This window comes from Streptosporangium sp. NPDC004379 (assembly GCF_042873875.1).
Lineage (GTDB): Bacteria > Actinomycetota > Actinomycetes > Streptosporangiales > Streptosporangiaceae > Streptosporangium.
The window spans coordinates 272,180-290,689 of the sequence record NZ_JBIAMC010000010.1; the positions used below are offsets into that span (position 1 = coordinate 272,180).

Below are 18,510 nucleotides of genomic sequence, written 5' to 3' on the forward strand. Positions count from 1 at the left end.
TGTTCGACGAATGTGTGTTCACCATGCCCGGACTCCATCCGGAAGGCGGGCCGCATGGCACCGGGTGACGCTCTCATCGCCCTGGGCGGGTCCTTCCTGGCCGCCGGGGTCATCGCCAGGATCGGCAACCGCATCGGGCTGCCGACGATTCCGCTGTTCATGCTCGCGGGCATCGTGTTCGGCCCGCACACCCCCGGCCTCGCGCTGGTCGAGAACCCGGCGGACCTCAAGCTCATCGCCGCGCTCGGCCTGATCTTCCTGTTGTTCTACCTCGGCCTGGAGTTCTCCCTCGACGACCTGGTCGAGGGAGGCAGGCGGATGGTCCTGGCCGGGGCCCTCTACATCCTGCTCAACGTCGGAGGCGGCCTGGCCTTCGGGTTCGCCGTCGGCTGGGGGTTCCGCGAGGCGATGGTCCTGGCCGGGGTCATCGGCATCTCCTCCTCGGCCATCGTGACCAAACTGCTGATCGACCTCGGCCGGCTCGGCGACCCGGAGAGCCGCCTCATCCTGGGTGTCATCGTGGTCGAGGACGTCTTCCTCGCGCTCTATCTCGCCGTGCTGCAGCCGGTGCTCAGCGGGGCGGACTCCTTCGCCGCCGCGGCCGCCTCCTTCGGCAGGGCGTTCGCCTTCCTGATCGTGCTCACCGCGCTGGCGCGCTGGGGCTCCCGGCTGGTCAACCGGCTCGTCAGCACCAGGGACGACGAGCTGCTCGTGGTGATGTTCACCGGTCTGGCGATCTTCACCGCCGGAGTCGCCGAGGAGTTCGGCGTGTCCGACGCCATCGGGGCCTTCATGGTCGGTCTCATCCTGAGCTCGACCAAGGCGGCGCCGCGCATCCGGCAGTTCGTCCATCCGCTCAGGGACGCGTTCGCCGCGCTGTTCTTCTTCGCCTTCGGCCTGTCCATCGAGCCGGGCGACATGCTCTCGGTGGCCTGGCCGATCGCGGCCGCGGTGGCGATCACCCTGGTGCTCAACGTGGCGGCCGGGACGGCGGCCGCGAAGCTGAACTCCTTCGGCAGGAGGGAGGCGGTGAACATCTCGCTCACCGTGCTCTCACGCGGCGAGTTCGCGCTGGTCCTGGCGACGATGGCGCTCGCCGCCGGGCTGGACGCGAGGCTCGCCCCGTTCATCGCCGGGTACGTGCTCGTTCTCGCCCTGCTCGGGCCGCTGATCGCCAGCCGGTCGGAGACGATCGTCCGCCTCCTCTCCCGGCGTTCCACGAAGAAGCGGGCGAAGAAGCCGGCGGAGGACCCCCGGGAGGAACCGGCGGAGGACCCCGCGGAGAGGGAATCGCGGGATCCGGCCTGACCCTCAGGGAACGGTGATCGTTCCGGAGGTGCCGTCCACGGTGATCCGCAGGCCGGTGGAGACCCGCTCGGTCGCGTGCGCGACGCCCACGACGGCGGGGATGCCGTACTCGCGGGCCACCACCGCGCCGTGGGAGTTGGCGCCGCCCATCTCCATCACCAGGCCGCCGGCGGTCAGGAAGAGCGGTGTCCAGCCCGGATCGGTGGAAGGGCAGACCAGGATCTCGCCCGGCGCCAGGTGCGCGCCGACCGGGTCGAGCACCACCCTGGCGACGCCGGTGACGGTACCGGCCGACGCGGGGGTGCCGGTGAGCGAGCCGTCCGCCGGGGCGCCCGGCTGCCGGACGGCCTCGGGTTCGGTGCCGTCCGACAGCAGCACGCGGGGCAGGTGCCTGCGCAGCAGCTCGCGGGCGGCCTCCTGGCGCCGCTCCGCCACCACGCCGGCCGGCGTGCCGGGGTGGTGGGGCGGCGCGGTGAGGGCCGCCCTGACCTCGGGGAAGGTCAGGAGGAAGACGTCGTCCGGGCGGGACAGCAGGCCGCGGTCCGCCAGGTCGGCGCCGACGGCCGCCAGTTCGGCGCGCATGGCGGCCAGGACCGACACCAGGTGGTGCTTGGGCAGCTCGCGCAGGCCCGCCAGGGCGCGGGTCCGGCCGAGGGCGAACCGGATGACGCGACCGCGGAGGCCCCCCGCGCGGGCGGCCAGCGTCCCGATCATGCGCTCGGCCTCCGCGGCGCCCTCGGCGAAGAGGACGTCGGGGGCCAGGGCCGGGTCGTCGAGACGGAGGTAGTTGGCCAGGACCCCGATGACGTGCTCGGGATCCTCCGACCACCGGGGCACCCCGAGGTCGATCTCGGCGACGGTCCGCATGCCGTGGGCGGCGAGGAAGCCGCGCAGCCCCTCGCGCACGACGGCCGGCAGCGTCCCGTCGTGGAAGCGCGTGGCGAGCTCGGCCGCGGGGGTGTCCAGCAGGAGCGCCGCGGCGTCCGCGTCGGCGCGGATCCGGGAGGCCAGGCGCCACAGCTCCAGGTCCATCTCGGTGGTCACGTTGTGCGGGAGCCCGCGCAGGACGGTCTGCAGCTCGCCCGGCCGGGCCAGGCCGCCGAGGAGGCGGTGGGCCAGGCCGAGCATGGCGAACCCGGCGGCCGGGGCGGGCGCGATCCTCGGTATCACCTGGAAGACGCTGTCGCCGAGCCTCCGCTCGACGTGGTCGAGCCGTTCCAGGGAGGTGGCGCCCGGCGGGGACGCGAGCCGGGACCGCGTCTCCGCCGTCAGCCGTTCCACCCGCCGGCGCGCCGCCTCAGGGTTGAGCAGGGCCTGCGCGGCCCGTTCCGGAATCCGGTGACGGGCCGCGACCCGGGCCGCCCGGAGCAGGGCGGGCCGCACGGAGCGCCGGGTGACGGTGAAGCGGGGATCGTCGGCCAGGGCGCGGAGCACCTTCGCCGACCTGGCCTCCATCACGTCGAGGAGCCGGGGGAGGATCGCTCGGCCCGCCCGGCTGCGTACGACACCGGTGACGTCGGCGAACATCCGTCCGGCGGCCTCGGCGAAGACCGGGGCCCCGGCCTCGCGGTCGCGCACCGGGAAGCCCAGCGTCCCGGCGCCCGCGGCCGACAGCAGCCGGAAGGCCGACATGCCCATCGGGGTGATCGGCCGGTAGACGCCCTGGGCGACGCTGAGCGAGAAGTAGATCCGCGTGCCGCCGTCGCCGTCGGCCGTCTTCCCGCTTCCCGGGCGGTGCTCGGGGATCGGGAAGAGGGTGGTGACCGGGCGCGACTGGGTCAGCCACAGCGCTCCGGCGGCGTCGACGGCCCACTCGATGTCCTGCGGCGCGCCGTAGTGGGCCTCGACCCGGCCGCCCAGTTCGGCCAGCGCCCTGACCTGGGCGTCGGTCAGGCAGAACTCGTCCGCACCGGCTCCGGCCCGCTCGACGTGCTCGACGCCGCCGCCGGGGGCCGGCTGTACGGCCAGCCGCTTGTCCCCCGGCCGCCGCTCGGTGATCCGCCCGGTGGCGACGTCCACCACGAAGTGGTCCGGGTTGACCGCGCCGGAGACCACGGCCTCTCCGAGGCCGGGGGCGGCGTCGATCACCGCCTCGCGCCGCCTCCCGGTGACCGGGTTGGCGGTGAACATCACCCCCGCCACCTCCGGCCGGACCATTTCCTGGATCACCACGGCCAGTCGCACGCTCCGGTGGTCGATGCCGTGGGCGGCCCGGTAGGAGGTGGCCCGGTCGGTCCACAGCGAGGCCCAGCAGCGCCGGACCGCCTCCAGCGTCGCGTCCGCGCCGACCACGTTGAGGTAGGTGTCCTGCTGGCCGGCGAAGCTGGCGTGCGGCAGGTCCTCGGCGGTCGCCGAGGAGCGGACCGCGACGGGGCCGCGCGCGCCGAGCCGTACGGCGTCGGCGATGTCGGCGGGGACGGGGGCGTGGAGCACGAGGTCGCGGGCCCGGGAGGCCAGCTCGCGGAGGGATGCGACGTCGTCGGCGGGGACGGCGGCCAGGGCGTCGAGCACCTCCTCCAGGCCCGCGCCCGCGGCGACCCTGCGGTAGGCCTCGGTGGTGACGCACACGCCCGGCGGGACGGGGAACCCGGCGGCGGTGAGCACCCCGAGGTTGGCGGCCTTCCCGCCGACCTCAGGGAGCGACTCCGCGCTGACCTCGGCGAATCGGAGGACCAGCGGGGCGGATGTCTGCGGGCCGGACTCGACGCGGTCCGCGGGATCGGCGGCGTTCAACGGGCATCTCCTCGGGCCGCTGCTCGCACCTGAGGGCCGGTGCGTGCCCGTAACGCTAGGCTCGGCCCGCAAATAAGTCAACAAGTGATGAAATAAAGCGGACGGCCGGACGGCGACGGGCGGTGACAAGGCGGCGGGGCGGGCGCGGTCAGGGGCGGTGTGTGGAGCCGCGCCGGACCAGGGCCCAGCGAGGGGGCTCGGCGTCCCCGGCCGCGGGGGGCGCGCCCACGGCCACCCGCGCGCAGCGCGCGCCCTGGTCGCGCAGGGACTGGGCGACGGTGGTCAGCTCCGCGGCGGCGGCCGCCCCGGTGTCGTCCCACCCGGTGACGGCGAGGTCGCCGGGGACGGCCACTCCCAGGCGCGCCGCGGCGCGGAGCGTGCCCAGGGCCAGCTCGTCGCTCATCGCCGCGATCGCGTCGCAGGGGTCGGGGCCGGTCAGCAGCTCCGTCGCGAGCGCGTCCGCCTCGCGCGCGTCGTTGGTGGAGCAGACGGCCACCCTGACCTGCTCCCAGAGCCCGCCGGTCGCGGTCCAGGCGTCCCGGAAGCCGAGCAGGCGCTGTCTCGTGACGCGGAAGGTCGCGGAGGCGGGGTCGACGCCGGGCAGGACGCCGGCGGCTCTGACGCGGTCGAGCGGGAAGCCGAGCACCGCGGGCCGCCGCGCGTCGGCGAACGCCTCGCGCCCCGCGGCCTCGGCGGCGGCCCGGTCGTCCGCGGCCACCAGGGGGAGGTCGTCCCGGAGCGGGCCGCCGTGCACCACGGCCGGCAGTCCCAGGGCGGCGACGGCCTCGATGACGGGGTCGTCGTCCGCGGTGGTCCAGACGACGAAGCCGTCGACGGCCGCCTCGGTGACACGGTCGGCGTCGGCCGGGCCCCCGGTCACCGGGACGAGGGTCAGCCCCATGCCGTGGTCGGCGCAGACCTGGGCGACCCCCGCGAGGAATCGGGTCGCCTGCGGGTCGTCGAAGGCGTAGGTGAGGTGCTCGCCGAGGACGACGCCCAGGTTGCCGGTGCGGCCGCGGCGCAGCGATCGCGCCCCGGGGTGCGGGCCCGGGTAGCCGAGACGTTCGGCGGCCTCGCGGACCCTGGCCCGGGTGGCGGCCGAGACCCGGTCGGGGCGGCCGTAGGCGTAGGAGACGGTCATCACCGACACCCCCGCCTCGCGGGCGACCTCCGCCATGGTCGCCCGCCGCCCGCCCGCCGTCCCCGTCATGGGAGAAGGATACCTGTGTAACGATACACACTTTCTGTGTATCGTTACACACATGTCCTCTCCTCCAAGCGCTTCAGGGGTTCGTGCCGCCTACGCGGCCTTCGCGGTCTTCGGCGCGTTCTGGGGCGTCTGGGGGGCGTCGGTACCGGCCATCCGCGACCAGGCGGGCCTGGACGACGGGCGGCTCGGCATCGCTCTGCTGTTCGTGGGCGCCGGGGCGCTGCCCGCCATGCCCGCCGCGGGCGTGGCCGTCGATCGCTGGGGGCGCCGGCCGGCCGCCCTCCTGCCCGTGCTGCTCGGCGCGGCGGGAACGGCGGTGGCGCTCACGGCGCGCGACCTGTGGAGCCTGTCGGCGGGCCTCACCCTGCTCGGTGCGGCCTCAGGGGCGGCGGATGTGGCGATCAACGCGGCCGCCGGGGCGGTTGAGCGGGCCGCGGGCCGGCCCGTCATCACCCGCGCGCACGGGTTCTTCTCCGCGGCCGTCGTGCTCGCGAGCCTCGCCACCGGCCTGCTGGCCGGCACGGGGGCACCGGTCTTCCTGCCGTTCCTGCTGGTCGCGATGGCCGCCGCGGTACTGACCCCGGTGATCGCGGCGGGAGGGCGGACCGCCGCGGCCGACCGCGGGACGGAACGCGACGCGGACGCGGCGGGGGAGCGGGCGGCGGGCGCGGGACGGCGCACGGACCCGCGCGGGGAACGGGTGGACGGCGACGGCGGCCTCACGCGGGCGCGGCCGGCGGAGGAAGGGGGTCCGGAAACGCGTCCGGGACGGCCCGCCGCCCGCCTCGCGCCGCTCCTGCTGTTCGGCGGGCTGGGCGCGCTGGCCTTCGCCACCGAGAACGCCCACCAGAGCTGGGGGGCGGTCTACCTGGCCGACGTACTCGGCGCCGGGCCGGTGCTCGCCTCGGCCGCCCCGGCCGTCTTCGCCGCCGTCGTCGCCCTCACCCGTTTCTCCGCCGGCCGGGTGGCGTCCGGGAGCGCCGCGACCGTGCTCGTCTGCGGCGCAGCGGCCGCGGCCGCCGGAAGCGCGGCGGTGGCCGTCGCCTCCTCCGTGCCGGTGGCGCTGGCCGGGCTCGTCCTGGCCGCGGCGGGGACCGCGGTGCTGTTCCCCACGTTGCTGGCCGCGGCGAACGACGGTGTCGGGCACGCCGTGCGCGGCCGGGCGACGTCCGTGGTGACCGGCGTCGCCTACCTGGGCTTCCTCGCCGGTCCCGTCTACGTCGGATGGTGGGCCGACGTGACCGGCCTGCCGGGGGCCATGGGAGCCGTGGCGGCGCTGGCCCTCGTCCTCGCGCTCGCCGCCTGGCCGGTCCTGCGGGCGGTCCACGGACCGGCGGGGAACGAGAAGTGCCCTGTTTAGGGTAAATTGTCTGCTTGGTGTGCCCGAAGCGGCGTACCCGTAATGACCGCACGGCGGCCGCGATCCCGCGGTATCCACCCCGGTCGAAGCCCACCACGACGGTGCGGCTCGCCCCGGCCGGGTGACGCCCTCCGTCTGGACCCTGGACGGAGACCCCTTGAAGTCCTACCTGGCCGTACTCGGCCTGCCCGGAGCCTGGCGCTTCCTCGCCCCCGCGTTCGTCGCCCGCCTGCCGTACGCCATGCTGCAGATCGGCATCCTGCTCCTGGTGCAGTGGTCCACCGGCTCGTACGGCGCGGCGGGGATCGCCTCGGCCGCCGCGGCCGTCGCCCAGGCGCTCGTCGGCCCGCAGACCGGGCGGCTGGCCGACCGGTACGGCCAGCCCAGGGTGCTCGTCCCGCAGGCCGTCCTGCACGCCGCCGCGCTGGGCGCGCTGCTGGCGCTGGCCGCCTCACACGCCTCACCCGTCGCGCTCACCGCCGTGGCGGCGCTGGCCGGCGGGTCGATGCCGCAGGTCGGCTCGATGGTGCGGGCCCGCTGGGCGAACGTGCTGGGCGGTTCCGGCAGGCTGGGCACGGCCTTCGCGCTGGAGTCCATGACCGACGAGCTGACCTTCACCCTCGCCCCCGTGCTGCTGGTCGCCCTGTCGACCGGTTACTCGCCCGTCTGGGCGCTGCTCGCGGCCCTCGTCATGGTGGTGGCCGGCACACTCGTGTTCGCCGGGGTCCGCGAGGGCGCCCCCGAACCGGTGCCGGTCCGCACCCGCTCCCGGCGGGGGGTGCTGCGGCTGCGGGGCGTGGCCCCGCTGGCGGCCGCCTTCGTCGCGCTCGGCGCCGTCTTCGGCAGCCTCCAGGTCGGCGTCACCTCCTCGACGGCGGCGCTCGGTCAGGCCGCCGCGGCGGGACCGGTCTACGCGACCTTCTCCGCCGCAAGCTTCGCCGGAGGGCTCCTCTACGGCGTCGTCCGCTGGAGGACCGGCGCCCCGGCCCGGCTGGCCGCCGCCCTGGGCCTGCTCTCGGCGGCCACCGTCGCGCTGTGCTTCGCCGGGTCCGTCCCCATGCTGTACGGCGGGGCCGCCGCGGCCGGTCTCCTCATCGCCCCGGCCGTCATCACCGGCTACACCCTCGCCGAGGGCCTCGTCCCGGCCGAGGTGCGGACCGAGGCGTTCACCTGGCTCAACGGCGGGATCGGCCTGGGCATCGCCACCGGCGCCGCCGTGGCGGGCCAGCTCGTGGACCGCTTCGGCGCGTCCCTGGCCTTCCTCGTCCCGCCGGTCACCACGGGCCTGGCCGCCCTGCTGGTGCTGCTCTCCCTGCGTCTCCTCCGGCCCGTGCCCGAGTCCGCCCCCGCGCGGGAACCGGTCCTGACCTCCTGAGCCTCCGCCCGCGGGCCCGTACCGGCCGGACGTCTGCGCGGGGCCGGTACGGGGGCCGTCCGGGGAGCCCGGAGGAGCCCGTCCGGCCGGACTCGGACGGCACGGCTGATCGGACACGAACAGTACGGCTGATCGGACATGGATCATGCGGCTGATCGGACACGGAGCACCCTCCCGGCGGTTCCGTGGCCGCCCCGGAGGCGGGGCGGCCACGGCCGGAAGGCGGTCAGGAGCCGGCGGCCTCGCGGGCGCGGCGGGCCTCGCGGCGCTCGACGAAGCGCGAGGCGGTCACCTCAAGGCGGTCGAGGAACTCCGACAGCTCCTGACGGGCCTTGTCGCCCTCGCCGTCCAGGTCCTCGCGCTCGAACACCGACCACTGCCGCAGGACCGGCATGATGACGTCGTCGAGGTGCAGGCGCAGGTCGTAGATCCCGGCGTGGGCGATGGTCATCGCCTTGCGGGTGAAGCCCTGGATGCCGGTGCCGGGCATCTGGAAGGTGGTGACCACGTCGGTGACGGCGCGCATGGTCTGGCCCGGGTTCAGCTCGAAGGCCGCGCCGAGCAGGTTGCGGTAGAAGAGCATGTGCAGGTTCTCGTCGGCGGCGATCCTGGCGAGCAGCCGCTCGCAGTTCGGGTCCCCCGAGGCCTTGCCCGTGTTGCGGTGGGAGATGCGGGTGGCCAGCTCCTGGAAGGAGACGTAGGCCAGCGAGTGCAGCACGCCCTCGTAGGAGTTGGTGAACCCCTCCTCCATGTGCGACATCCGGGCCCGCTCCAGGGCCACCGGGTCCACCGCCCGGGTGACCGTCAGGTAGTCGCGGATGGCGGTGCCGTGGCGGCCCTCCTCGGCGGTCCAGCGGTGCACCCAGGTGCCCCAGGCGGCGTCGCGGCCGAAGGTCGTGGCGATCTCGTGGTGGTAGCTGGGGAGGTTGTCCTCGGTCAGCAGGTTGACGATCAGGGAGGTCCGGGCCTCCTCGGGGATCGTGGAGTCGGTCTCGGACCAGGCCTCGCCACCGAAGATCCCGTCGTAGTCGCGACCCTCGGACCACGGCACGTACTCGTGCGGGAACCACTCCTTGGCCATTTTGTGGTGCCGGTCGAGTTCTCCGGCGACGACGGGCTCGAGTTCGAGTAGCAGCTCGGTCTGGCTGAACTCCCGCATAGGACCTCTTCCTCACTCTCTACGGTTCCGTAACCTACGTTAGCGTAGGTAAAAGCGGCCCCTGCGGTGGGGATATGTCTCTTTTGTTACTGTCCGGTAGGTTTCATCTCGCGCTCAAGGAACACCGGCCCCGCATCCGGAGAAGCGGCCGGCGGCCGGACCGCGTGGGCCCGGGCACCCCGCCCGCCCGCGTGCCGGGCCGCCAGGAGGACCACGGCCGCGTCGCCCAGCAGTGCCAGCCGCTCCAGCAGGCCGTGGTAGCCCGGACCGCCGACGATCTCCGCGAACGGCGATCCCGGGCGGGCCGCGAGGAACGCCGCCAGCGCCGCCACCGACAGACCGGCCGCCAGCGACAGCAGCGGTTCGCCGAACCGGCGCCCGAGCAGCCGGCCCGCACAGGGCAGCGCGGTGAGGACCACGGCCGCCGCCCAGTGGTGGACCTCACCGCCGCCGGAGACGGCCCCGGGGGCCGTCTCGACGGGGAAGACCGCGGTGAGCAGCAGGCCCAGCGCCGCCGCGACGAGCAGGACGCGCGCCGCGGCGCTGCGCGCCGGATCCACCCGGGTCAGACCGTAGGCCGTCCACACACAGCTCATCGCCAGCGCGATCGCGGAGACGGCCATCGCCCAGCCGCTCGGGCCGAACAGCGCGTAACGACCGGTCGGCTCGGTCATCGGATCCACCGATCCGGCCGCGGCCAGATGGGCGTAGGCCATCGCCGCCAGGGCCAGGCCCGCGCAGGCCGTCGCGGGCCGTCGCCACACCGGGTCCTCCTCCGCTCCCACCCGGTCATCCCTCATCGCGCGACATCCCGGTAGATCGCCTCGAACCGGGCGAGGGACACCTGGTGGTCGTGGGTGAGCGCGATCATCCGGCTCGCCGAGCCCATGGCGGCCCGCCGCTCCGGCGCTCCCAGCAGGTCGCCCAGGCGGCGCGCCAGCTCCAGCACGTCCCCGGGCCGGTAGAGGTGACCGTTCCCGCCGGGCCGTACCAGGTGGGGCAGGGCCATCGCGTCGGCGGCGACGACCGGCAGCCCCGACGCCATGGCCTCCAGCGTCGCGATGCTCTGCAGTTCGGCCACCCCCGGCATGGCGAAGACGTCGGCGGCGGCGTAGGCGTCCGGGAGCGACTCGTCCGGGACGAAACCGAGGAAGAAGACCCGGTCGCCGACCCCGATCCGGTGCGCGAGCCGGGCGAGCGACTCGCGCTGCCCGCCCGTGCCGGCCAGCGCGACCTGCGCGTCATGGTCGTTGAGCACGTGGGGCAGCGCCCGGATGAGCTCGTCCAGCCGCTTCTCCTCGTCCAGTCGCCCGACGAACAGCACGGTGTGGCGGTCCGGCAGGCCGAGCGCCTCGCGTGCCAGAGACCTGAGGCCGCCGCGCGGCTGGAACCGGCGCAGGTCGATGCCGCACGAGACCGGCTCCACCGGACGGCTGAAGCCCTTGCCCGCCAGCAGTTCGGCGGCGATCCGGGTCGGCGTGGTCACCCGGTCGGCCCGGGAGAAGACACGCCGGAAGTCCCGCCAGGCCAGTTCGCCCACCCGGTCGCGGAGTGCGCCCGGGACGTGGGCGAACTGGAAGAGGTTGTCCGGCATGAAGTGGTTGGTGGCCACCACCGGGACGTCCGCGCGCCGGGCCGCCGAGATCGCGGCCCTGCCCACCACGAAGTGCCCCTGCGCGTGGACCACGTCCGGCGAGACGGCCGCCACCAGATCGTCCAGCCGCGACGGCACCGAGATCCGCATCGTCGGGTGCACCAGCACCGGCACCGACCGCAGCCGGTGCACCGTCACCCCGTCCGCGTACTCGGTCCTGGCCGGTCCCTCGTCGGAGGCGCAGGCCACGTGGACCTCGTTGCCCCGGGCGGCCAGCCCGCAGGCCAGCCGGTGGGTGAAGGAGGCGGCGCCGTTCACGTCCGGAGGGTAGGTGTCGGTGGCGATCAGCACCCGCCGCGGCCGGACGACGGGAAGAGCGCGGCCCGGTACGGTGACCGGCGCGGCGGCGGGGGCGGGCGCGAGGGGAGCGGGAGCGGTGATCATCGATGGGACTCCGTTCGGAGGGGTTCGGGGGAAGGCCGGAGGCGGCTCGCGGAGGCGGCTCGCGGAGGCGGCTCGCGGGAGCGGGGAGCCGGCGGACGGCCGGGGACGGTCGGGTGCGGTCGGGTGCGGTCGGGACGTGGTTTCAGCGGGGCCGGGAGCGGGATCCGCGGGGTTCAGCGGGCCGGGGGGACGTGCGCGGCGGGCGGTGGACCGGTGCGGGCCAGCGCGACGGTGCCGCAGGCGGCCAGCAGCGCGGCGGCCAGCGCGGTCAGCGCGGCCGTCGCACCGGTCGGCAGCGGCTCGCCCAGCAGGACGGCCCCGAGGACGACCGCGGTCAGCGGGTCGGCCACCTGCAGGGAGGCGAAGGCGACGCCGAAGTGACCGCAGGCGTAGGCGCGCTGCAACAGGCCCAGCGCGGCCAGGGCGGGCAACGGCGCGGCGAGCAGCAGCCACGGCTCCCAGGAGCCGTCGACCAGCACCCGGGTCAGCGTGGCGGTCGCGCCGTACAGCACGCCCGCCGCCATCGCCAGCAGCCCGGCCCGCGCGGTGGGGGAGACGCGCCGGGAGACGGCCAGCAACCCCAGGGCGGCGGCGGCCGCCCCCGCGAGCAGGGCCACCGCCCCCCAGGGGCCGAGGCGGGCGTCACCGGTGTGCTCCGGCACGGTCAGCACCAGCCCGGCCAGCCCGGCGGCGACCGCCGCGGCGGCGGCCAGCTCGCGCGGCCGCGGCCTGCGGCGTTGCAGGGCCGCCGCGCAGGGCAGGGCGAACAGCAGGCTCGCCACCCCCAGCGGCTGGACCAGCGTGAGCGGCCCGTACCTCAGCGCGAGGACGTGCAGCGCGGTGCCGGCCGCGATGGCGAGGCCGCCGAGCAGCCAGCGCGGGCGCCTGGCCAGGTGACGCAGCGCGACCCGGTCCGGCCCCGTCTCCGACTGCTGCAGCGCGGCGCCGAGCGCGAAGAACAGGGACCCCAGCAACGCCAGGCCGACGGCCGCCACGCTCATGGACCCTCCTCCGTCACGCTCTTCCCGCCCCCGCCGTCCGGCGGGACACGGCTCCCTCCCGATCCCGGCTCTCCTCCGGCCCCGGGTCCTCTCCTTCCGATCACGACACGGCGAGGTGGCCGGAACGTCTCGGCGAGGCGTCCGGAGGACGTCCTCCGGCGAACCTCTCGCAGCCTCCCGCGGTCGCGGCACCCTGATCCATCGGGGTCGTCCCTGACTTCGGCGCGGATTCCCCCGGGGACGGGTCGGGGTCGGTCAGTCGTCCGAGACGGCGAGGACCGGCTCCCGCTTCGGAGCCCCGGCGGCCCGCCGCCGCACGTGCCGGACCGTCTCGGCCACCGCGGTGACCGACAGGGCGATGCCGAGACCGAGCAGCAGCCCCTTGAACGGGTCGTGCTCGAACGCCGCGCCGCCCACGTAGCCGATCAGCACCGAGTAGACCGACCAGGTGACGGCCGCGACCGCGTCGAAGAGGGCGAACGACCGCCGGGGGTAGGCGACCGCGCCCATGGTGAGGGTGCAGGCCGTACGGCCCCCGGGGATGTAGCGGGCCGCCACCAGGACGAGCCCGCCGCGTTCGGCCAGCGCGCGCCGCGCCCAGGCGAACGCCCGGCCGCCGCCGCGACCGCCCCTCCGCAGCCGGCCGTTCGCCGAGCGTCCGATGGCGTAGGAGACGTGGTCGCCCGCGAAGGCGCCCAGCGCCGCCACCGCGATCACCGCCGCGACGTCGGGCGCGCCGGTGGAGGCGGCGAACACGCCCGCCGTGATGACGGACGTCTCGGCGGGCACCACGGGGAAGAACCCGTCGAGCAGCGCCAGCGCGAACAGCGCCAGGTAGATCCAGGGGGAGGACATCGCCTGCTGTACGGCGTCGAGAATGGCCTGCGTCACGGACGCGCTCCTCATCGGTGGGGGTCGGGTGCGGGCGGATCCGGCCGGAGCCGGGGGATCCCCCCAGCACGCTGGAGGACCGCCGGACTCCGGGCATCGGGGAAGGGCCCCCGGACCTCGGGACGGCGTCCCTGAGATCTCCCGGGGACACCGCCGGAACTCGTGCGCCACCGACGCTAGGACGCCGGCCGCGGCCGGCACATCGGACGTTCCGCCCGTGCCGCCCCCTACTTTCGACGGGGGTCGGACCCGGTCCCGGGGAGGAGCCGCCCGGTTCCCGGGACTTGTAACGTCACGAAGGTGATGAGAAGGATGGGGCGGCCGGACCGGCGGGAGGCCGTGACGGCCCTGCTGCTCTGCCTGCCGGCGCTGCTGTTCCCCGCCCCTCCGCCCTGGCTGGGACCGCCCACCGCCTGGACGCCGCTGTGGACCGCGGCCGCCGAGGTGGCCGTGATCTGCGCCGCCGTGCTCGCGGGCCGCCGCGCGCCGGTGCCGGCCATGCTGGCCGTGCTGGTGGCGGGGACGTGGAACGTCGCCGAGGGAGCGGCCACCTTCCAGCTCGGGGGCCTGGACCTGCCGTCGTTCAAGGTGCTGCCGCTGAACGGCCTCACCCTCGCCGTCATCGTGCTGAGCCTCCGGGCCGGCCGTCGCGCGCCGGACGCCCGTCCCGCGCTCGGGGCGTTCGCCGCGCTCCTGGGCGTCGGAGCCGTCGCGGTCCTCGCCCTCTCCCTCCTCGGCGGCCCGCGGCCCGCCCCGGCCGTCACCGCCTTCTGGCTGCCCGCCCTGTCGGGCGTCCTGCTGTCCGGCCTGCTGCCCTGGAGCATCGGCCTGCTGCTCCGGCAGCGGGCCGAGCAGCGCCTGCGCGAACGGCGGCTGGCCGCCGGCCAGGCACGGCTGCGCGAGCGCAACCGCATCACCCAGGACATGCACGACTCCATCGGCCACGACCTCGCGCTCATCGCGCTGCGCGCCGCGGCCCTGGAGATGGCGCCCGACCTGCCCGCACGGCACCGCCGGGCCGCCGGGGAGCTCCGCGAGGCCGCGGCCGACACCACCGAACGGCTCCGCCGGGTCATCGGCGTGCTCCGCGAGGACGATCCGGCGTCGCTGACCCCGCCGGAGGAGAGCGTCTCCGACGTCGTCGAACGGGCCGCCGCCTCGGGGATGCGGGTGGAGCTGCGCGGCGACGGATCGCTGCGCGACCCCGCCGCCCGCAGGGTCGTCCAGGAGTCCCTGACCAACGCGGCCAAGCACGCCCCCGGCGCGCCCGTGACCGTGCGGGTGCTCGGCGGGCCCGCCGGGGTCACCGTCGAGGTGACCAATCCGGCGTCCCGGGCGGCGCCGGGCCGCCCGCCCGGCGCGTCCGGCGGGATGGGCCTGGAAGGGCTGCGCGAGCGGGTACGGCTGGCGGGCGGCGTGTTCGAGGCGGGCCCGGGGAACGGCGGTTTCCGGGTCACGGCCCGCCTTCCCCACGCGGAACGGCCCGGCGGTGAGCGGCTCGATGGGGAGTGGCCCGACGGTGAGCGGTCCCACGCGGGACGGTCCCGTGCGGAGCGGTCCGGTGCGGAGCGGTCCGGTGCGGAGGCCCTCCGGGAGGAACGGCTCCCCTCCCCGGGAGGGATCGAAGAGGACGTGGACGTGAACGTGGGGGACGGAACGCGATGATCAAGGTGCTGCTGGCCGACGACGAGGCCATGATCCGGGCCGGGGTGCGCGCCGTACTGGCCGTCGACCCGGAGATCGAGGTGGTCGCCGAGGCCGCCGACGGCCGGGAGGCGATCCGGCTCGCCCTCGCCCACCGCCCCGACGTCGCCCTCCTCGACATCCGGATGCCCCGGATGGACGGGCTGGCGGCCATCGCCGAGCTGCGCCGGGTCGTCCCCGGCACGGCCGTGGTGATGCTCACCACCTTCGGTGAGGACGACTACATCGCCCGGGCTCTCGGGGAGGGCGCGGACGGGTTCCTCCTGAAGTCGGGGGACCCCCGCGAACTGCTGGCCGGCCTCCACGCCGTCGCCGAGGGCGGCGCCTGCCTGTCGCCGCGCGTGGCGCGGCGGGTCGTCTCCGCGCTCGCGGACGGCAGGATGACCCGCGAGGCGGCCGCCCGCGAGCGGGTCGCGGCGCTCACCCCCCGCGAGCGCGACGTCCTCACCCTGCTGGCGGCGGGGCTGCCCAACGCGCGGATCGCCCGCCGCCTCCACCTGGTGGAGGGGACCGTCAAAGCCCACGTGAGCTCGATCCTCATCCGGCTGGGGGCCGAGAACCGGGTCCAGGCGGCGATCGTCGCCCACGAGGCCGGACTGACGGCCGGGACACCGGGGACAGAGGTCAGTTGAGCCGCCAGACGGCGAAGTTCAGCGCGGCGGCGAAGGTGACCCACAGCAGGTAGGGGACCAGGAGCCAGGCCGCCGGGCGGCTGATCCGGCGGAAGGCGACGACGGTGGCGACGATCGACGCCCAGAGCAGGACGATCTCCGCGAACGCCAGGCCGTACCGTCCGGCGCCGAAGAACAGCGGCGACCAGGCCGCGTTGAGGACGAGCTGGACCGCGTAGACGCCGAGCGCCGGCGTCCAGCCGCGCGCCGACCAGGCGAGCCAGCCGGAAACCGCGATCATGACGTAGAGCACGGTCCAGACCGGGCCGAACAGCCACGAGGGCGGCGCCCACGACGGGCGTTCCAGAGCGAGGTACTCCTCCCCGGAACCGGCCGACGCCAGCGAGCCGGCGACCGCCACCAGCGCGAGGGCGACGACGAAGACCGGGAGCCCCGCCCACCGTTTCGGTCCGTGTGTGATGACCATGTCCACCTCCTGCCCTCTCCTTCGCGCTCCTACCGGCCGCCGGTTTCCCCACCGGAGAAGCGGTCCGCCGGTCGCCGGTCCCCCAGGGCGGGGAGACGGGGCCTCTCCCGGTCGCCGGGGCCGCCGATCCCCCCGCGGGGGAGGGGATCGGGCAGTCGCGGGTTCCCCCCTCCGGGGGAGGCGGATCCCCGGCCGGCGGGAGGGACGGCGCGGCCGGAACCGGGAGGGTCGGGGTATGACACACACGATCGACGCGACCGGCGGCCCGGCCGGCGACGCGGACACGACCGGCGGCCCGGTCAGCGGTCCCGCCGACGATGCCGACACGATCCGTGGCCCGGCCGGCGCCGGGAACGGCGGGACGACGGCGAGCGCGCTCCGGCTGACGGCCGCCGCGGTGGCCATGGCGGGCATGGTCCCCTACATCACCCTCAAGGTCATCTGGCTGACCGGCGGCTCGGTCGGCATCGGGGACCCGGCCCTGCTGCGCGACGGCGGCTTCTTCGGCCTCAACCTGCTCACCCTGGGCATGGACGTGGTCGCCCTGCTGGTCGCGCTGGCGTTCGTCCGGCCCTGGGGCCTCAGGATCACCGCGGGGGCGATCCTGGCGCCCATGTGGGCCGGCACCGGCCTGCTGGTCCCCATCGCCGTCCAGGCCCCGCTCGGCGGGCTGTTCGCCCTGGTCAGCGGGGAGAAGCCGATCGGCGCGGACAGCCCGGTCGCCGGGTGGGTCTACCTCGTCGTCTACACCGGCTTCACCGCCCAGGCGTTCGGGCTGACGGCCGGGTTCGTCCACCACGCGCGCCGGCGCTGGCCGTGGGTGTTCGCCGCGCGGACCTCGGACGGCAGGCCCGGCCCGGCGCGCCAGGCACAGGTGTTCGTCGCCTGGGCCGCCCTGGCCGTAGCCGTCGTCATCGCGGTCCTCGACCTGGCCCTGCTGCCCGGCGCGGTCAGCGGCCTCCCGGCCGGCCTCTCCTTCACCGCCGGCCTGCGCGGCCTGGTGGACGCGCTGCTGCCGGTCCTCGCGGCGACCGGCCTGCTGGCGATCGTCCGCGGACGGTCCGCGCGGCCGCTGTGGAGGCCGGTGGCCCTGGCCTGGCTCGGCTCGGGCGGCATGTTCGGCTGGTCGATGTGGTCCCTGATCACCGCCCTGACGCCGAGCGCCCTCAACCCCGGCGGCTCCGGCGGCCCGGCCGCCCTGATCAGCCTGTTCACCGCGCTGACCGGCCTCGCCATCGGCCTGACCGGCATCCTCACCCTGACCGGCGCCTTCACCCCCGCCACCCGCCGGTCCTGACGGCTTCGCACCCGCTCCGCCGTACGGGGGCCGCCCGTCAGGACGTCGCGGGGAGGGCGGGGGCGGAGGTGGGGTGGAGGCGGTGCAGGACGCGGCGGAAGGCCCAGACGGAGAAGGCGATCGCCGCACCGCTGATCAGCGCCACGACCGAGGTGCGCACCAGCAGGTAGGCGCCGATCGACTGGTGCAGCAGGAGCCAGATGCTCACCGTCGAGTTCGCCAGCAGCACGAACCCCCACAGCAGGGTGATCCGCGCGAAGAACCGGCGGACCCGTTCGTGCCCGAGCACCGCCGAGGGAAGGTGGATGTAGTCGAGGGTCAGCTTCTGCGCCATCGGGCGGTTCAGCCGGACCGAGGCCAGGAAGACCACGCTGATGCAGATCGTGCCCAGCTCGGGCTGGAGGAAGTAGAACACCATGCTGCCCGTCCACAGGCCCAGCAGCGTCCGCACGGTGATCGCCACGGTGGCGAGGATCATCGTGGCCGGCACCGGGACGCGCCGCAGCAGCCGCCACCCCACCCCGATGTAGACCCAGCTCAGCGCGGCGATGAGCGCTCCGCGCTCACCGAGGACGGCCAGCGCGGCGTAGAAGACCGCCAGTGGGGCGACGACGCCCTCCAGCAGCTTCGGCGCGGCCTGGCGGGCGAGGACGGTGAGACGGGGGAGGGTGATGGACGTATGGCTCATGACGCGCTCCACGGAAAGGTGGAATGACCGGCGGTGAGGCTTCACGCCTACCCGAACAGCCGGTGAACAGACATGACGACTCGCCGTTCCGGGATACCGGGGATCACCCGGCGCCGGGGGGCGGTTTACCGTACCCGAACCCGGAGAATGCTTTCGCTTTAACCGACCGATGCCGCATGGGTCGCGGCGGATCGGCCGATACTCGGAGTGTGTCCAAGCGGTAACGGTTCGGAAACATGACTTTCCCGAACCCTTGGGGTTCGCGACGATTCGCGTATGGCAGTGCACGCGCGCACGTCCAGTCGGCCAACCGAAGGTGTCGCGCACGTCGCGACCCAGCTCTCCCACTGGCCCGCCCTCGCGCTGAAACGCACCCGCAGGGGCATCGGCTTCAGGCCCGAAGGCCGGGAGATCGTCAGGATGCGCGGGGACCACACCGCGGAACTCCTGCTCACCACCGGCGTCATCGACCGCTGGGCCCGGGTCCTCACCGACTGCCGGCGGGTCGTCCCGGGCAGCGGGGACGGCTGGGTGTCGATGGCCATCGACGGCAGGGCCGACGCCGAACTGTTCCTCTCGCTGGTCAGCGTGGCGATCAAGGCCAACCAGGACGGCCCCGGCCAGGCCTGACGACCACCGTCGGATACC

16 protein-coding genes are annotated in these 18,510 nt (G+C 75.2%); 7 read left to right on the forward strand and 9 right to left on the reverse strand.

The window, feature by feature from the left end:
* Positions 1 to 54: 54 nt before the first annotated feature.
* Positions 55 to 1,308, forward strand: a complete 1,254-nt coding sequence (locus tag ACFYSC_RS23120; protein ID WP_389965110.1) for a cation:proton antiporter — start codon at positions 55 to 57, stop codon at positions 1,306 to 1,308.
* Between the two features lie 3 nt (positions 1,309 to 1,311).
* Here the strand turns inward: ACFYSC_RS23120 and ACFYSC_RS23125 are convergent, their stop codons facing one another.
* Together ACFYSC_RS23125 and ACFYSC_RS23130 are read right to left on the reverse strand one after the other, a co-directional pair.
* Positions 1,312 to 4,041: a PEP/pyruvate-binding domain-containing protein gene (locus tag ACFYSC_RS23125; protein ID WP_389965113.1), complete on the reverse strand. Its 2,730-nt coding sequence runs from the start codon at positions 4,039 to 4,041 to the stop codon at positions 1,312 to 1,314.
* 148 nt (positions 4,042 to 4,189) lie between these two features.
* Positions 4,190 to 5,251: a LacI family DNA-binding transcriptional regulator gene (locus tag ACFYSC_RS23130; RefSeq protein WP_389965115.1), complete on the reverse strand. Its 1,062-nt coding sequence runs from the start codon at positions 5,249 to 5,251 to the stop codon at positions 4,190 to 4,192.
* Between the two features lie 52 nt (positions 5,252 to 5,303).
* On the opposite strand from ACFYSC_RS23130, the gene ACFYSC_RS23135 reads away from it, so the two are divergent.
* On the forward strand, positions 5,304 to 6,611 hold the full coding sequence (locus ACFYSC_RS23135; protein ID WP_389965118.1) for an MFS transporter: 1,308 nt from the start codon (positions 5,304 to 5,306) through the stop codon (positions 6,609 to 6,611).
* Positions 6,612 to 6,768: 157 nt separating this feature from the next.
* A complete protein-coding gene (locus ACFYSC_RS23140) occupies positions 6,769 to 7,986 on the forward strand; it encodes an MFS transporter (protein WP_389965121.1) in 1,218 nt (405 codons plus the stop codon).
* A 226-nt stretch (positions 7,987 to 8,212) separates the two neighbouring features.
* On the opposite strand, the gene ACFYSC_RS23145 is transcribed toward ACFYSC_RS23140, so the two are convergent.
* From ACFYSC_RS23145 to ACFYSC_RS23165, 5 genes are all read right to left on the reverse strand, one after another.
* A complete protein-coding gene (locus tag ACFYSC_RS23145; RefSeq protein WP_389965124.1) occupies positions 8,213 to 9,145 on the reverse strand; it encodes an acyl-ACP desaturase in 933 nt (310 codons plus the stop codon).
* 86 nt (positions 9,146 to 9,231) lie between these two features.
* Entirely contained in the window at positions 9,232 to 9,945 is a 714-nt protein-coding gene (locus ACFYSC_RS23150) for a DUF998 domain-containing protein (protein ID WP_389965127.1), read from the reverse strand.
* Positions 9,942 to 11,183 carry a glycosyltransferase gene (locus tag ACFYSC_RS23155; RefSeq protein WP_389965130.1) on the reverse strand — a complete coding sequence of 414 codons (1,242 nt, stop codon included), beginning with the start codon at positions 11,181 to 11,183 and terminating at the stop codon, positions 9,942 to 9,944. The genes ACFYSC_RS23150 and ACFYSC_RS23155 overlap by 4 nt, the downstream gene beginning before the upstream one ends.
* A 173-nt stretch (positions 11,184 to 11,356) precedes the next feature.
* Positions 11,357 to 12,184 carry a DMT family transporter gene (locus ACFYSC_RS23160; RefSeq protein ID WP_389965133.1) on the reverse strand — a complete coding sequence of 276 codons (828 nt, stop codon included), beginning with the start codon at positions 12,182 to 12,184 and terminating at the stop codon, positions 11,357 to 11,359.
* Positions 12,185 to 12,439: 255 nt separating this feature from the next.
* On the reverse strand, positions 12,440 to 13,075 hold the full coding sequence (locus tag ACFYSC_RS23165; RefSeq protein WP_389965136.1) for a DedA family protein: 636 nt from the start codon (positions 13,073 to 13,075) through the stop codon (positions 12,440 to 12,442).
* Positions 13,076 to 13,378: 303 nt separating this feature from the next.
* On the opposite strand from ACFYSC_RS23165, the gene ACFYSC_RS23170 reads away from it, so the two are divergent.
* Together ACFYSC_RS23170 and ACFYSC_RS23175 are read left to right on the forward strand one after the other, a co-directional pair.
* Positions 13,379 to 14,740 carry a sensor histidine kinase gene (locus ACFYSC_RS23170; protein WP_389965212.1) on the forward strand — a complete coding sequence of 454 codons (1,362 nt, stop codon included), beginning with the start codon at positions 13,379 to 13,381 and terminating at the stop codon, positions 14,738 to 14,740.
* Entirely contained in the window at positions 14,737 to 15,411 is a 675-nt protein-coding gene (locus ACFYSC_RS23175; RefSeq protein WP_389965139.1) for a response regulator, read from the forward strand. The genes ACFYSC_RS23170 and ACFYSC_RS23175 overlap by 4 nt, the downstream gene beginning before the upstream one ends.
* Here ACFYSC_RS23175 and ACFYSC_RS23180 read toward each other — a convergent pair.
* Positions 15,404 to 15,877, reverse strand: coding sequence for a TspO/MBR family protein (locus tag ACFYSC_RS23180; RefSeq protein ID WP_389965143.1), 474 nt, complete (start codon positions 15,875 to 15,877; stop codon positions 15,404 to 15,406). The two genes, ACFYSC_RS23175 and ACFYSC_RS23180, sit on opposite strands and share 8 nt — an antisense overlap.
* Positions 15,878 to 16,112: 235 nt before the next feature.
* On the opposite strand from ACFYSC_RS23180, the gene ACFYSC_RS23185 reads away from it, so the two are divergent.
* Complete coding sequence (locus ACFYSC_RS23185) at positions 16,113 to 17,174, forward strand: hypothetical protein (RefSeq protein ID WP_389965146.1); 1,062 nt, start codon at positions 16,113 to 16,115, stop codon at positions 17,172 to 17,174.
* A 37-nt stretch (positions 17,175 to 17,211) separates the two neighbouring features.
* Here the strand turns inward: ACFYSC_RS23185 and ACFYSC_RS23190 are convergent, their stop codons facing one another.
* Positions 17,212 to 17,862, reverse strand: a complete 651-nt coding sequence (locus ACFYSC_RS23190; protein WP_389965149.1) for a VC0807 family protein — start codon at positions 17,860 to 17,862, stop codon at positions 17,212 to 17,214.
* A gap of 276 nt (positions 17,863 to 18,138) precedes the next feature.
* On the opposite strand from ACFYSC_RS23190, the gene ACFYSC_RS23195 reads away from it, so the two are divergent.
* Positions 18,139 to 18,492 (forward strand): luciferase family protein, encoded by a 354-nt coding sequence (locus ACFYSC_RS23195; protein ID WP_389965152.1) that lies wholly within the window; start codon positions 18,139 to 18,141, stop codon positions 18,490 to 18,492.
* Positions 18,493 to 18,510 lie beyond the last annotated feature (18 nt).

Bases quoted from the DNA above. Each gene is read 5' to 3' on its own strand.
- ACFYSC_RS23120 (WP_389965110.1), top strand. From the start codon at position 55: ATGGCACCGGGTGACGCTCTCATCGCCCTGGGCGGGTCCTTCCTGGCC.
- ACFYSC_RS23130 (WP_389965115.1), bottom strand. From the start codon at position 5,251: ATGACGGGGACGGCGGGCGGGCGGCGGGCGACCATGGCGGAGGTCGCC.
- ACFYSC_RS23135 (WP_389965118.1), top strand. From the start codon at position 5,304: ATGTCCTCTCCTCCAAGCGCTTCAGGGGTTCGTGCCGCCTACGCGGCC.
- ACFYSC_RS23145 (WP_389965124.1), bottom strand. From the start codon at position 9,145: ATGCGGGAGTTCAGCCAGACCGAGCTGCTACTCGAACTCGAGCCCGTC.
- ACFYSC_RS23150 (WP_389965127.1), bottom strand. From the start codon at position 9,945: ATGAGGGATGACCGGGTGGGAGCGGAGGAGGACCCGGTGTGGCGACGG.
- ACFYSC_RS23155 (WP_389965130.1), bottom strand. From the start codon at position 11,183: ATGATCACCGCTCCCGCTCCCCTCGCGCCCGCCCCCGCCGCCGCGCCG.
- ACFYSC_RS23160 (WP_389965133.1), bottom strand. From the start codon at position 12,184: ATGAGCGTGGCGGCCGTCGGCCTGGCGTTGCTGGGGTCCCTGTTCTTC.
- ACFYSC_RS23170 (WP_389965212.1), top strand. From the start codon at position 13,379: ATGAGAAGGATGGGGCGGCCGGACCGGCGGGAGGCCGTGACGGCCCTG.
- ACFYSC_RS23175 (WP_389965139.1), top strand. From the start codon at position 14,737: ATGATCAAGGTGCTGCTGGCCGACGACGAGGCCATGATCCGGGCCGGG.
- ACFYSC_RS23180 (WP_389965143.1), bottom strand. From the start codon at position 15,877: ATGGTCATCACACACGGACCGAAACGGTGGGCGGGGCTCCCGGTCTTC.
- ACFYSC_RS23185 (WP_389965146.1), top strand. From the start codon at position 16,113: ATGACACACACGATCGACGCGACCGGCGGCCCGGCCGGCGACGCGGAC.
- ACFYSC_RS23190 (WP_389965149.1), bottom strand. From the start codon at position 17,862: ATGAGCCATACGTCCATCACCCTCCCCCGTCTCACCGTCCTCGCCCGC.
- ACFYSC_RS23195 (WP_389965152.1), top strand. From the start codon at position 18,139: ATGGCAGTGCACGCGCGCACGTCCAGTCGGCCAACCGAAGGTGTCGCG.